The following is a 12984-nucleotide window of genomic DNA, read 5'->3' as shown; positions in this document are numbered from 1 at the left end:
CTAGAATGAACTGGACAGGAGGAGAGTCTTAGGGAGGGGCCATGCAGACAGCAACCGTCTTCAACATCCAGAAGTTCAGCCTCGACGACGGGCCGGGCATCCGAACCGTGGTCTTCCTCAAGGGCTGCCCGCTGCGCTGCTACTGGTGCTCCAACCCCGAGAGCCAGGCGCGCGCCCCGCAGCTCGAGTGGAACGAGAAGAACTGCGTGGGGTGCCGGGCGTGCCTCGCGGCGTGCCCGGGGGCGCCGGCCGCGGGCCCGGAGGAGAAGCGCCACGTGGACGTGCGGGCGGTGAGCGCGGACTCGCCCGAGGCGGAGGCCGCCGTCGCCGGCTGCCCGGGACGCGCGCTCACGGTGGCCGGCCGCACGCGCACGGTCGAGGACGTCTTCGAGGAGTGCATGCAGGACGAGCCCTTCTACCTCCAGAGCGGGGGCGGCGTCACGCTCTCGGGAGGCGAGCCCCTCACCTGGCCGGACTTCTGCGTGGAGCTCCTCACGCGCCTGCGCGAGGCGGGCGTGGACACCAACGTGGAGACCACGGCCCACGTTGCCCCCGAGGTCTTCGACCGCGTGACGGCGCTTCTCGACCACGCCTACATCGACATGAAGCACTGGGACGCCACGGCGCACCGCGAGGGCACGGGGGTGGAGAACGACCTCATCCTCACCAACACGAGGCGCGCGATCGAGCGCGGCCTGGACGTGCTCGTGCGCACGCCCGTCATCCCCGGCTTCAACGACTCCACCGAGGACGCCCGCCGCTTTGCCGAGCGCCTGCACGAGATGGGTGCCTCACGCGTGCAGCTCCTCCCCTTCCATAACTTCGGCGAGAGCAAGTACGACCTGCTCGGACGCGACTACCGCCTCCACGGGAAGGTCACGCTGCACCCCGAGGACCTCGAGGAGTTCCGCCAGGCCTACGTGGACGCCGGAATCGATGCGTTCTTCTAGGGGATTCACCCTCCTATCCCCTAGCTCCAAGGCACAGGCCGCATAACCCGACAAATTATCGAGTTTTTCCTCGTTTTTGTCGGGTTATGCGGCCCAGTCTCTTTTACCGTCTGGCCAGGGCTCGTGCGCGGAGCCGCTATAATCTTCGTTCGGAAGCAAATTGCGACATGAAACTTTCATTTCCACATTCGGGAGAACATCATGCCCTCACGAACCAACCGAATCCTCGAGATCCTCACCGAGCGCACGCGCGTGGAGGTCTCGGCGCTCGCCGAGGAGCTCGGCGTCTCGCAGGTCACCATGCGCAAGGACCTCACGGAGCTCGAGCGGCGCCACCTCATCCGCCGCGAGCACGGCTACGCGGTGCTGCGCAGCACGGACAACGTGGAGGGGCGCCTCGCCTATCACTACGAGGAGAAGCGCGCCATCGCCCGACGCGCCGCCAGGCTGGTGCACGACGGCGACACGATCATGGTGGAGAGCGGGAGCTGCTGCGCGCTGCTCGTGGCGCAGCTCGCGGCAGAGGGCCGCGAGGTCACCGTCATCACCAACAGCGCCTTCATCGCGGCGTCCGTGCGTGACGACCCCACGGTGAAGGTCGTGCTCATCGGCGGCATCTACCAGAAGGACTCGCAGGTCATGGTGGGCCCCATGGTGCGCGCATGCGTCGAGGGATTCTACGTGGACCAGCTTTTCGCCGGCACGGACGGCTTCTCGGCGCGAACCGGCTTCACCAACAGCGACCAGATGCGCGCCCAGGCCGTGCGCGACATGGCCGAGCACGCCGAGCGCGTGGTGGTGCTCACGGAGAGCGAGAAGTTCAGCCGCCGCGGGACCGTCCCGCTTGCGCTGGGCGAGAAGGACGTCTGCGTGATTACGGACTCCCGCGTGAGCAACGAGGCGCGCTCCGATCTGGAGCGCGCCGGCGTGGAGCTCGTCTGCGCATAGCGCGGGGCCGTGCCGCCGACTATTCCGTCGCGCCGCCCTCGCCGTCGCGGTTCATCCGCTCGGCATAGGCGTGGGCGCGCTGGAGCTGGTCGTTCAGCACGTCAATGGTCTTGGAGAAGGACTCGTTTGCCTGCTCGCGGAACTTGTCGATGCTGTCGAGCGTGGAGAAGACCGCATCGTAGGCACGTCGCAGGGTCTCGGGAGAGACGCCGCTCGAGACCGCCTGCTGCTGCGTGCGCAGGGAGTTCTCCTGCAGGAGCTTGCTCGTGCGGTCAATCATGGCGTCCGTGGTCTTGTTGACCGCGTCGATCTGGTCGAGCACGAGCTTCTGGTTCTCGAGCGACTGCGCCACGATCACGGCCGTGCGCAGCGCGGTCACCGTGGTGGTCTTGGCGCGCTCGACGCCACGCACGAGCTGGTCGTTGTTCTGCTGGATGATGCCCATCGAGAGGTAGGCCTGGATGGTCACGGCAGCCTGCGTCTGCACGTCCTGGCGACGCTGGCGCACCGCGAACAGGGCGTCTCTCTCGAGCGATGACGCCAGCTCGGCGTTTCCCGCCGCACGCTCCCGGTCGATGCGCGCCACGAGCTCGCCGTCGATGCTCGTGAGCAGCTCGTAGGCGCGCTTGAGGGTGCCCAGGTTGCCCCAGAGGCTGCGGCGCTCCACGTTGAGGGCGGCGTTGTCCTTGCGCAGCAGGTCCTGCCCCTTGCCGAGCGACAGCAGGATGGCGTTGAGCTGCTGCTGGTTGGACTCGTAGCGCTTGAAGTAGCGCTTCACGCGATTGGCGAAGGGCAGGGCCCCCAGCAGGCGCTCGGCGAAGGTATCCTCCCCCGGGGCGAGCTCGTCGACCTCGTTGCGCAGGTCCACGAGGCTCTTGGAGACCTGCTCCTGGGCGCCCCCGCTCTTCGACGTTGCCAGGGACTGCTCGAGAAAGCGGCTCGAGGTGCTGGCCGTCTCCCGGAAGGCGTCGGACCCCACCTCGAAGATCGCGTCGACCTCCTGCTTGAACTCCAGGCTCTGGGGCGGCAGGGCGGCCACCTTGGCAACCCAGGAGCTGGCGTTGCCGCTCAGGCGCAGGAGCTCCTCGGGGCTCGGCGCGGGCACCTGCGCGAGGGCACCCTCGGTCTTGACGGGCTCCGGCGCCGGGGTCACCTCCAGATCGAAGCTGTCGTCGGGCGCGTCGAGAAGGTCGTGTGCCATGATGGCTCCTCTCCAAGTGTCAGATCGTTCCGTCGGCTATGAGAGGTCATCGGGCGGCTCCCCCAAGGAGAGCTCGGGCGACCGATGGCCGAGACGCTGGCGCAGGTAGTCGGAGCCCGTCTCGATCTTCGCGGAGGCCCCGTCGACGATGTTGGTCCGTATGCGGTCGAGCGCGCCGGCGACGTGCGCGCACTGCTCGTCGAGCGCGGTCACGTTCCGCCTGGCGCGCGAGCTCGCCCGACCGCCAAACCCCAGGTAGCGGACGTTGGTCACAAGCTGGTCCCAGGCGCCCGGCAGCCACGTGGTGGCAAGCGAGAGGACGAGGTGGCGGTCCTCCTCCGCCCCGGCCGTGGCAAACTCGGGCAGCTCCACGAGCTCCGCCATGGAGGACACGAGGGCCCGCAGCCGCTCAGACTCCGCCGCGATGCCGCGGGGGCTGTCCGCGGCGCACGCCTCGTCGATGCGGCCCGCCATGCCGCTCACGGCCTCGGCGGACTCCTTGAGCGTGGGGTCGGCCCCGACGAGCGCGTCCAGGTCTATCGCCGCCACGTGGCGAGGCATGTTGAGCGAGGTGAGCAGCAGCCACGAGCCCGCCGACATGAGGGCGCCGACGACCACGAGCGCCACCTGAGCGGCGAGCCCCGAGGCAAGAAGGGCGGAGACGCAGAACACGACGAAGACCGTCGCCGACATCCCGAGCACGAGGCCCCGTTCCCCTGGCATCGAACCTCCCATCCGTGGCGACGTGGCGGGCACCCCCAACCTGTCCCGTTTTCTCTGAGAGAACAAACCCGTCCCCAATTTACAGATAGCCGCATATCTCTTTGAAAGCGGCGGTGAGGTCGCCGCCCGTGGCGTCGAAGGCGCGCCCGCCCGTCAGCTGGGTGAGCTGCTCCATCTCCGCCCTGCTGGCCTCGCCGAAGAGAATCGCGTAGACGGGGATGCCCTGGACCTCGGGCGTGGCCTCGTACCAGGAGGAGAACTCGGCGATGCCCGGGTAGTCGGTGTTCTCCCCGTCCGAGAAGAGCACGACCGACGTCACGTTGTCGTCCGAGCGGCTCTGCGCCGCCAGCTCGAGGGAGTGCTGCAGGGTGCCGTAGATTGCCGTGTTGCCCGCCGTGCGAAGCCCCTCCACGTAGGCGCGCACGTCGGAGAGGTCTCCGTCCGCCGCCACCTCGAGGTCCTTCTCGCTCTTGATCTCCGAGCCAAACTCGACGAAGTGCACCATCTCTCGCGGCTGGAACGTGAGGAGCGAGGTCGTGCCGTCCGCCCCGGTGTCCGTGAGGGAGACGAGCGCGGCCTTGAGCGCGTCGAGGCGCTCGCCCTCCATGGAGCCCGAGGTGTCGATCTGAAAGACCATGTTGGCGGGCTTGCGCACGTCGGAGACCCAGCTGGAGAGCAGGGCGCGCACCGTCTCGAGGCGGTTGGGGAAGGGGATCTCGAAGACCATCCGCGCGTCATCGGGCGTCGTCGCGTCCGTGCGGCGGAGCGTCTCGTCCGCGATGCGCCGCTGGACGTCATCGCGACGCAGGTAGTCCACGAGCGCCCGATACGCCGCCTCGGCGTCCTCCCCGCGGCCGGAGAGCAGCGTGAGCGGGTAGTCCGCGGTTATGACGCCGTCCTGCGGGATCACCTCCACGAGCCCCTCGTCCTGCAGGATGAGCGACTCGTAGTTGAAGATGCCGTCGACGGCGGACGCGTCCTTGTCGTAGGCCTCCATGAGCCAGCCCGACGAGCCGCTCGTGAGCGCCTGCCCCCGGGCAAACCTCGTGAGGTCCGCCGCCACGAGCGAGACGTCGTCGGCTGAGATGGCAACGCCCGTTCCCGAGAGCGCCGTCGCGAGCTCCACCAGCGCGGAGAAGCCGCTGTTGGACGAGACCGGGCTGGACATGCCATAGGAGAACTCGCCCGAGGCGGCAGCGTCCACGACCTCGGCCCAGGTGGGGCTCTCCTCGTCCCAGCCAAGCTCGGCAGCGCGATCTGCCCTCACGCCGAGCACCACCGGCGTCCGCATGATCGAGGTCTCCTGCGAGACGAGCGAGCCCTTCTCGTCAAAGAGGCTCATGTAGGCGTTGGACGGAAACCACGTGGCGTCGTAGTCCCCCTCGCCCGCCATGACCGCCTCCGTGCCGTCGAGCGTTCCCATGTACTCAAGCTCCACCGAGATCCCCAGCTCCGCCTCGGCGTCCTCCAGGATGGGCAGCATGTCCTGGACCTCCGAGCCCGCGAGCACGCGCAGCGTCGTGCCCGAGACGTCGGCCGCGGGCTCGGAGTCGGCGCCCTCGTCGGCGGGCCGTCCCTGGGGCTCGCCCTGCGCGGGCCCGCCGCCCGTGCAGGCGGGCAGGGCGGCCACGCAGCCAAGCGCGCAGCCCAGGGCGAGAAGAACAGCGAGCCAGCGGCGGCGTGTGACGGGTGCGTTCAGCATGGTCCCTCTCCTCCCCGGCGCTAGTACAGCGCCTCGATGGTCTGGAGCATGGCGTCCGCCACCTCGTAGCTGGGAGCCTGGGCGGCGTCGATGAACGTGCCGTCCGCGGCGTATCCGGCGAGCCCGGCCTCCCCCACCTGCTCGGAGAAGACGCCCGAGTTGGAGCCGTTGAGGCGAAACCCGTGCCGGGCGATGACGCGCGCCATGTCAGGGTCGTTGTCCAGCACGTCCTGGACCTGCTGCCCCGCCTCGGAGAAGGCCACGACCACGTGGTCCGAGAAGATGGTGGGCGCGGGGTAGCAGATGCGCATCTCGTCGGTCACGCGCGTGGGCTCGTTCATCTGAGCCTCGAGGTACTGGCTCTCATAGATGAGCGTGAGCGGCTGGTTCATGGGCCCCTTGGAGAGGAAGGACTCCCACGGCCCTGCGGAGGAGGACTGCGAGTAGCCCTGGTCGAGGAAGAGGCGGGCCAGGGAGTCCGTGGCCTGCTGGCGCGCCGCGTCCTCGCTCGTGACCACGGCGTTGCCGTTGAGGACGTAGCTCGCGAGGCTGAGGTACATGAGCGCGGAGTTGGAGGAGCGCACGTCGGTGGTGGTGATCATGACGTTTCTGCTCGAGGGGTAGGCCTCGGAGCCCGCGAGGTCCGTCCAGCGCCTGCCGTTGGCGACGGCGTCGAGGTAGGCGGCCATGTCAAGGTGCCAGACGCCGTCACGCTGCTCGACGAGGCCGTTCTGCTCGAGAACGGAAAGGACCGTCTCGCCGGTGGCGATGGCAAGCGGCGAGTAGAAGGGGCGCGTGGTGGAGAGGACGGCGTCGCCGTGGACGTCCTCGATGTGCGCGGCGGCGATCTCGGAGGAGGGCGAGGCGAAGTCAGACTCCTCGATGCCCGCGCGCTCCGCCATGGCCCAGGAGCCCGACGTCGTGACCTGAACGTCGAGCCCGTGGCGGGCGAAGATCTCCTTGGCCTCGGGGTCGGCGAAGAGCGACTCCTTCTCGGAGCCGATGACGCCGCGGACCACCGTGAGCGACTGCCCGCCGGACGCGTCCCCGGACGCCGTGTCAGGCGCCTGCCCAGGCAACGCCGCGTTGGAGAAGAGCGCGATCCCTATCGCAAGCGCCGCCGCAACCGCGATGAGCGCAACTCCGGCGACGAGGGTCCTGGTCCGTGCTCCCACGAGGCTCCCTTCAGACGTATCGATGCCCTAACGATACGTCCGGGGGAAGGCCTTTTACGGATCGCTCCCCCTCCCCTTGCGCGAGCCTTACACTGCCGTTATTCCCTGCTTACGATGCGCGGGGCCTCTCGACCATCCGTTCTTCTCGCCCACGCGCCCGCAGCATACAATCTGGCCGCCGAGAAGGACCTCGCGTCGGCGGCTACCCCAGAAGCGCCATGACCCGGCGCTTGGCGGCGAGGTACTCGTCGGTGAGCTCGAAGCTCCCGCTGGCCACGCGCTCCACGGGCACGATGCCGGCCACGTGGCTCGGCTCGCCCGCGGCCGGCGCCCCCGCGAGCACGTAGATGCGGCTCGCCATGGAGACGGCCTCGTCCACGTCGTGCGTGATGACGAGCGCGGAGAGCCCCAGCTCGGAGGCCACGTCCACGAACCAGCGCCGCACCTCGGCGCGCGTGAGGGCGTCGAGCGCCGAGAAGGGCTCGTCGAGCAGCGTCACGTCGGCGCCCATGAGGTAGGTGCGCAGGAACGCCGCGCGCTGGCGCATGCCGCCGGAGAGCTCGCTCGGCCACTTGAGCTCGCAGCCCGCGAGGCCGAAGCGCCCAAAGAGCGGCGCGGCCTTCTCGCGCGCGTCGGCCTTCCGCATGCCCGCGAGCATGAGCGGCAGGCACACGTTGTCGATGATGCGGCGGCTCGGCAGCAGGAGGTCCTTCTGCAGCATGTAGCTCACGCGGCCCGGCCGGCCGGTCACGTCCTCGCCATGCAAGAGGACGCGGCCGGCCATAGGCGTGGTCAGGCCGGCGAGGGCGTGCAGGATCGTGGTCTTGCCGCAGCCGGAGCGGCCCACGAGGCAGCAGACCTCGCCGGGCGCCACGGTCACGTCGACGCCGCGCACGACCACGTGCTCGCCGTCCCACGAGAGGGTGAGCCCCTCGGCCGCGAGCGCGGGAGTCGCCTGCGCGCCCGCGGCTGCGGGGGCCACGTTCTTCTCGCCAGCGCCCACGCCTACTCCAGGAAGGAGAGGTCGTAGCCGGCGTTGACGTCGAGCTGGTTGTTCACGAGGTTGTTGTCGTTCAGCCACTGGTAGAAGGCGGCCCAGCGCTCGGGGTCGATGACGCCCCAGGCCTCGGCGTCGGCAACGTACTGGCCGGCGAGGTAGGTCTGGCTCTGATGGACGAGCGCGGAGTCGAGCTCGGGCACCTGCTCGCAGAGGATGTCGGCCGCGGCGTCGGGGTTCTCCACGGCGTACTCGTAGCCTTTCTTGGCCGCGCGCAAAAACGCCTTCACGGCCTCGGGGTTCTCGGCGGCGAAGTCATCGTTGGCGGCGATGACCGGCGTGTAGTAGTCAAAGACCGGGTCCACCGAGATGAAGCTGAAGTAGTTGTACGGGAAGTCCTGGACCACGGCGTTCTGGACGGCCCAGGCCTCATAGACCCACACGGTGTCGAACATGTTGGCGCGCAGGCCGCTGACCTCGTCGTCAACCTCGTACGGCACGAGCTCGACCTTGGACCAGTCGCCGCCGTCGGCCTCCACGCAGTGACGCACGGTGGCCTGCTCGACGGGCATGTCCCACGTGGCGTAGGTGTGGCCCTCCATGGCGGCGGGGTGCGTGACGCCGTCCTCGGCGCGGCTCATGATGCCGGAGGTGTTGTGCTGGATGATCGCGGCCACGGCCGAGTAGGGCATCGGCTGGTCGGAGGCCAGGTTGTTGGCGATGTAGTCCTGGTAGGAGACGCCCATCTGCGCCCCGCCGGCGCCAATCAGGGCGTCCGCGCCGTCCGCGGGCGGCTGGACGATCTCCACCTCGAGGTCCTCCTCGGCGAAGTAGCCCTCGGCGAGCGCCACGTAGATGCCGGTGTGGTTGGTGTTGGGGGTGTAGTCAAGGACGAAGGAGACCTTGGTCTTCTCCCCGCCCTCGCCGCCGTCCGCGGAGCCAGCGGCGACATCCGCGGTGGGGGCCTGCGCGCCGTCACAGGCCGCGAGGGCCGCGGTCGTCGCGGCGGCTCCCGCGGCGGCGACAAACTGGCGGCGGCTGAGGCTCATGGCGAGGTTCTTATCGCTCATTGCTGTTCCTTTCTGCCCGCTTCCAGGGCATGCACGCGCGCTGGGCCAGCTCCACGAGCTTCATGAGGCCGAGCGACAGCGCGGAGATGACGATGATCGAGGCAAACATGCGGTCATACGAGAAGGACTTGCGCACGCGCGTCATGTAGACGCCCAGGCCCACGTTGCCGCCGAGCCACTCGGCGATGACCGCACCGACGATGGCGTAGGTGGCGGAGATCTTGAGTCCGCTGAAGAACTGCTCCGCCGCGGCGGGCAGCTTGGCGTACCAGAAGATCTGCCAGCGCGAGGCGTTCATGGTGCGCATGAGGTCGATGACGTCCGGGTCCACCGAGCGAAAGCCCGAGGCCAGGGACACCGTGATCGGGAAGAACGTCGAGATGATCACGAGCACGACCTTGGGCAGCGCGCCGTAGCCGAGCCACAGCACCAGAAGCGGGGCTATGGCCACGGTGGGGATGGTCTGCGAGATGGTCATGAGCGGCTCGAAGGCCAGGTAGAATCCCTCGAAGCGGTCCATGAGCACCGCAAAGACAAAGCCCAGCGCAACGCCCGCCGCAAGACCGGCCGCGGCCTCGGCGAGCGTGGTCACGCAGTGGCTCGCGAGCAGCGGGGCGTCCTCCACGAGGGACTGGACCACCTGCACCGGCGTGGGCAGCAGGAAGTTGGGGACGAGCCCCACGCCCACGACGGCCTGCCAGACTACGAGCAGCGCCAGGACGGTCAGAAGCGGCGTGAGCACGCGGCGCGCGCAGGTGGGCTCGGGACGGGACGCCATGCTAGGCCGCCGCGTCCGCGGCCTTGGGGGCGAACTCCGGGTCCCCCGGGTGGTACTTGCCCACCTTGTGCTCCGTGGACATGACGTCGCCATTGGGCCGGAAGTTGATCTTGGCGTAGGTCATCATGTGGCGGCAGCCCGCCTTGGCACCCACGAGCTGGCAGTTCTTGAGGATCTCCATGCAGGTCTCGTAGTCGCCCTCGATCGCCGTCTCAAAGGGGCCGACGAAGTAGTCCACCCCCGTCGAGTCGATGTAGGCGATGACGGCGTCCACCGCGTCGCACGTGGCATCATCCGTGGTGGCGTCCATGGGCAGGAACTGAATGGCAACCGAGCAGTTCACGCGCCCTCCCTTCCGGGTGCCCCAGGGCACCCCGTCTCTCGTAGGTGCCTCGGTGCGGGCGCGTCCCCGCTGGTCCCTACGCCGGCATTACCCGGATCAGGTTCCTGGGTCAGGGCCGCCCTCGGACGCGCGTCCGATCTCCTGGGCCCAATCTCAGCCGGCGTGCGCCAGCCCCCCCACTGTCGGTGACAGTGTAGCACGGCGGGCTGACGCGGCCGCAAAGTCCTTCTCGACTGCGGGGCACCGGAGGACGCACCGCAGAAATGCCCCGGCATTGGGTGGCATCTTTGATGCAGGGGCGCCCGATGCCGCGCTGCATCCGGCAAAACCGCAGGTGGCGAGAAGAACGGTGGTCTCGTAGCCACACAAAACCACCCGCCTTTTGGCCAGGGCATCAAACATGCCACCCAACGACGGGGGAAATCTGCCGGAGGAGACCTCCCGCAGAGCGCGCGGGCACCCTCCCACACAAAACCCCGCCTTTCCCGGCAGGGCGCAACCGGCGCTACCATAGGGCAGCAAGCGCGAAGGGAGGGGGACGCATGACCGGACGGACGCACCTCGCCGTGGGCGTCGCCGCGGCGCTGGCGGCCGCAGGGCCGGCGGCGGGGCTCGCGGGCCTGGCGGCAGCGGCAGCTGGCGGGGCCGTCGGTGCCGCGCTGCCGGACCTCGACGTGCGCGACACGGCGCACCCCTGGCGCGAGCGCCTCACGCGCGCCGGGGCGGCGGCGCTGCTCGTGGGCGCGCTCCTGCTGGACGCGACGCACGGCGGGCCCCTCCTGCGCGCCGCGGCGGGGCGAGGGCTCGGGGCGCTCGCGCTCGGGGCAGCGGGGCTCGCCGCCCTTGCCTGCGCGGCGCGGCTCTCGGCGCACCGGTCCTTCTCGCACTCGCTGCTCGCGCTCGCGGGGTTTGCCGCGGCCACGCACCTCGTCTGCCCGCCGCTCGCCCCCTACGTGGCGCTCGGCTTTGCCACGCACCTCGCGCTCGACGCGCTCACCTACCGGGGGCTACGCCTGCTCTGGCCGCTACCCGTCCGGGCGAGCGCCGGCCTCTGCAGGACCGGTGGGGTCGCGGACGCGTGCTGCCTCGCGGGCGCGCTTGCCGTAGCTGCCTACGTCGTTCTTCTCGCCCGGTAGCCCAGTTCTTATCCTCCCCTGGGGGCAACAACCCGCCCCACTCGTCAGAAACGCGGCCTCTCCGCCCGTGTTCCTATACTGCCCGGAGGGCAAGAACGCAGACGGAGAGGCGAGAAGGGCCCGCAAGGCGGCAGTTCCTGTCCTCTCGGAAGAACAAGAACAGGGCACCCACGGGCGAGAAGAACCTGCGGGGCGCGGAGGGCGCCGCGATCGAGACTAACCCTCCGCGCGCACGCCGAGCTCGCGGCAGAGCACCCGCGCCGCGGCGCCGGCCGCGAGCGCGCAGTGGTCCTGGCACTGGGAGACGCGCTCGTCGCCCCACCAGTCCATCCCGCGCGTGAGCACGCGGCAGCACGTGGCGTGACGCGCCGTCCCGTCGCGGAAGGCGTCGTGGAGCTCCGCCGCAAGCGGCTTGGCGCGCTCCTTGGTCCCCACCATGAGGCCGAGAAACGCCACGGCGCCCGCGAGCGCGCCGCAGACGCAGCCCGAGCCGCCGATGCCCGCGCCCATGCCGGCGCCCGCGGCCACCACCGCGCGCGGGAAGTCGGGCTCGAAGGCGTCCCAGAGCGCCGCGATCACAGACTCGCCGCAGTTCATGTGGTCAGGCCCCGGCCGGTTGTTGGCCCGGGCGGCGGCCTCAACCGCCGCGATGCTCACGCTGTCCGTCATGGTCTCCCCCTCCGTCGAAGCTTCGCCAAATTCTAGCAGCGGAACGGCTAGCATAGGGCCGTGCGGGCGGCGCGCCCGCAGACCATGACAGATGACCCGGTCGCCTTTGTCAGAAGAGGGAAGACATGAGGATCTTTGCCTATTCGCTGCGCCCCTACGACGAGCTGCCCTGCCTCGAGGCGCTGAGCCGCGAGCTGGGCTTTGACTACGGCTGGACGGCCGACTACCCCACGCCGGAGAACGCGGGCCTCGCGGCGGGCGCCGACGGCATCACCATCATCACCAACCCCATGCCGCGCGAGCTCCTGGCGGCCTATCGCGAGCTCGGCGTGCGGGGGCTCGCCACGCGCTCCATCGGCTACGAGCACATCGACCTGGCCGCCGCGCGCGAGCTGGGCATCCGCGTGGGGCACGCGTCCTACCCGCCCGAGGGCGTGGCCGACTACGCCATCATGCTGATGCTCATGGCGCTGCGCAAGGTCAAGCTCGTCTGCCGCCACGCCGCCGCGCAGGACTTCACCCTCGAGGGCAAGCTCGGGCGCTCGCTCGCCGGCTGCACCGTGGGCGTGGTGGGGACGGGCGCGATCGGCTCCTGCGTGGTGCGCCAGCTCGCGGGCTTCGGCTGCCGCGTGCTCGCATACGACCCGTTCCCGCGCGCCGAGCTCGCGGACCTTGCCGCCTACGTCACCCTACCCGAGCTCCTGGCCGCCTCCGACGTGGTGACGCTCCACGCGCCGGGGCTGCCCGAGAACCGCCACATGATCGGCGCCGGGGAGCTTGCGCTCATGAAGGCGGACGCCGTGCTCGTGAACGCCGCGCGCGGCAGCCTCGTGGACACGGCGGCACTGCTTGACGCGCTCGAGTCCGGGCAGATAGGCGGGGCGGCGCTCGACACCATCGAGCACGAGGCCGGCCTCTACTACCTCGACCGCAGCCGCGACGTCCTCCCCAACCGGGACCGCGCCGCGCTCATTGCCCTGCCCAACGTCATCGTGACCCCGCACATGGCCTTCTACACCGCCGAGGACGTGGAGGGCATGGTCCGCAGCAACGTGGAGGCGCTCATCGCCTTTGCCGCCGGCGCCGAGACCCCGCACAAGGTTCGCTAGCCGCCCGAGGCCCGCCGGCCTGCCAGAAACACGCACCGATTGGGTGTTCGGCCGCTGTCGCGCTCCCGGAAGGGCCCCCTTTGGCCGGACCTTGACGGCATTGGGTGGCATGCTTGATGCCTGCGGGCGCCCCGTCGCTTGAGTTGAGCCAAAAGCACGCGTTCTTCTCGCCGTTGGGTGACA

At 69.6% G+C, this 12984-nt stretch carries 13 protein-coding genes; 4 read left to right on the top strand and 9 right to left on the bottom strand.

The annotated features are described in order from the left end of the window. Positions 1–41 precede the first annotated feature (41 nt). Both H6A23_RS02460 and H6A23_RS02455 read left to right on the top strand, forming a co-directional pair. On the top strand, positions 42–950 hold the full coding sequence (locus tag H6A23_RS02460; RefSeq protein ID WP_204830612.1) for a glycyl-radical enzyme activating protein: 909 nt from the start codon (positions 42–44) through the stop codon (positions 948–950). A 201-nt stretch (positions 951–1151) separates the two neighbouring features. Next, positions 1152–1898, top strand: a complete 747-nt coding sequence (locus H6A23_RS02455; RefSeq protein ID WP_204830610.1) for a DeoR/GlpR family DNA-binding transcription regulator — start codon at positions 1152–1154, stop codon at positions 1896–1898. Between the two features lie 19 nt (positions 1899–1917). On the opposite strand, the gene H6A23_RS02450 is transcribed toward H6A23_RS02455, so the two are convergent. From H6A23_RS02450 to H6A23_RS02415, 8 genes are all read right to left on the bottom strand, one after another. Further along, on the bottom strand, positions 1918–3099 hold the full coding sequence (locus tag H6A23_RS02450; RefSeq protein ID WP_204830609.1) for a toxic anion resistance protein: 1182 nt from the start codon (positions 3097–3099) through the stop codon (positions 1918–1920). A gap of 36 nt (positions 3100–3135) precedes the next feature. Continuing rightward, a complete protein-coding gene (locus H6A23_RS02445; protein WP_204830608.1) occupies positions 3136–3822 on the bottom strand; it encodes a hypothetical protein in 687 nt (228 codons plus the stop codon). Positions 3823–3901: 79 nt separating this feature from the next. Beyond that, complete coding sequence (locus H6A23_RS02440; RefSeq protein ID WP_204830607.1) at positions 3902–5524, bottom strand: vWA domain-containing protein; 1623 nt, start codon at positions 5522–5524, stop codon at positions 3902–3904. 20 nt (positions 5525–5544) lie between these two features. After that, positions 5545–6699, bottom strand: coding sequence for a hypothetical protein (locus tag H6A23_RS02435; RefSeq protein WP_204830606.1), 1155 nt, complete (start codon positions 6697–6699; stop codon positions 5545–5547). Positions 6700–6901: 202 nt separating this feature from the next. Further along, positions 6902–7702, bottom strand: a complete 801-nt coding sequence (locus H6A23_RS02430; protein WP_204830605.1) for an ABC transporter ATP-binding protein — start codon at positions 7700–7702, stop codon at positions 6902–6904. Between the two features lie 2 nt (positions 7703–7704). Beyond that, positions 7705–8766: an ABC transporter substrate-binding protein gene (locus H6A23_RS02425; protein ID WP_204830604.1), complete on the bottom strand. Its 1062-nt coding sequence runs from the start codon at positions 8764–8766 to the stop codon at positions 7705–7707. Continuing rightward, entirely contained in the window at positions 8756–9544 is a 789-nt protein-coding gene (locus H6A23_RS02420) for an ABC transporter permease (RefSeq protein WP_204830603.1), read from the bottom strand. Before H6A23_RS02420 ends, H6A23_RS02425 begins: the two co-directional genes overlap by 11 nt. Before the next feature lies 1 nt (position 9545). Next, on the bottom strand, positions 9546–9887 hold the full coding sequence (locus H6A23_RS02415) for a thiamine-binding protein (protein ID WP_204830602.1): 342 nt from the start codon (positions 9885–9887) through the stop codon (positions 9546–9548). 542 nt (positions 9888–10429) lie between these two features. Here H6A23_RS02415 and H6A23_RS02410 point away from each other — a divergent pair. Then, on the top strand, positions 10430–11023 hold the full coding sequence (locus H6A23_RS02410; RefSeq protein ID WP_204830601.1) for a metal-dependent hydrolase: 594 nt from the start codon (positions 10430–10432) through the stop codon (positions 11021–11023). A gap of 216 nt (positions 11024–11239) precedes the next feature. On the opposite strand, the gene H6A23_RS02405 is transcribed toward H6A23_RS02410, so the two are convergent. After that, positions 11240–11692, bottom strand: coding sequence for a C-GCAxxG-C-C family (seleno)protein (locus H6A23_RS02405; RefSeq protein ID WP_204830600.1), 453 nt, complete (start codon positions 11690–11692; stop codon positions 11240–11242). Positions 11693–11817: 125 nt separating this feature from the next. On the opposite strand from H6A23_RS02405, the gene H6A23_RS02400 reads away from it, so the two are divergent. Beyond that, positions 11818–12801 (top strand): D-isomer specific 2-hydroxyacid dehydrogenase family protein, encoded by a 984-nt coding sequence (locus H6A23_RS02400; RefSeq protein ID WP_204830599.1) that lies wholly within the window; start codon positions 11818–11820, stop codon positions 12799–12801. The last annotated feature ends 183 nt before the right edge of the window (positions 12802–12984 follow it).

It is taken from the genome of Olsenella uli (genome assembly GCF_016900775.1).
Lineage (GTDB): Bacteria > Actinomycetota > Coriobacteriia > Coriobacteriales > Atopobiaceae > Thermophilibacter > Thermophilibacter uli_A.
This window is presented reverse-complemented; position numbering and strand designations above follow the sequence as displayed.

Coding starts and splice junctions, on each gene's coding strand:
- H6A23_RS02460 (WP_204830612.1), top strand. CDS start 42: ATGCAGACAGCAACCGTCTTCAACATCCAGAAGTTCAGCCTCGACGAC.
- H6A23_RS02455 (WP_204830610.1), top strand. CDS start 1,152: ATGCCCTCACGAACCAACCGAATCCTCGAGATCCTCACCGAGCGCACG.
- H6A23_RS02450 (WP_204830609.1), bottom strand. CDS start 3,099: ATGGCACACGACCTTCTCGACGCGCCCGACGACAGCTTCGATCTGGAG.
- H6A23_RS02445 (WP_204830608.1), bottom strand. CDS start 3,822: ATGCCAGGGGAACGGGGCCTCGTGCTCGGGATGTCGGCGACGGTCTTC.
- H6A23_RS02440 (WP_204830607.1), bottom strand. CDS start 5,524: ATGCTGAACGCACCCGTCACACGCCGCCGCTGGCTCGCTGTTCTTCTC.
- H6A23_RS02425 (WP_204830604.1), bottom strand. CDS start 8,766: ATGAGCGATAAGAACCTCGCCATGAGCCTCAGCCGCCGCCAGTTTGTC.
- H6A23_RS02420 (WP_204830603.1), bottom strand. CDS start 9,544: ATGGCGTCCCGTCCCGAGCCCACCTGCGCGCGCCGCGTGCTCACGCCG.
- H6A23_RS02410 (WP_204830601.1), top strand. CDS start 10,430: ATGACCGGACGGACGCACCTCGCCGTGGGCGTCGCCGCGGCGCTGGCG.
- H6A23_RS02405 (WP_204830600.1), bottom strand. CDS start 11,692: ATGACGGACAGCGTGAGCATCGCGGCGGTTGAGGCCGCCGCCCGGGCC.
- H6A23_RS02400 (WP_204830599.1), top strand. CDS start 11,818: ATGAGGATCTTTGCCTATTCGCTGCGCCCCTACGACGAGCTGCCCTGC.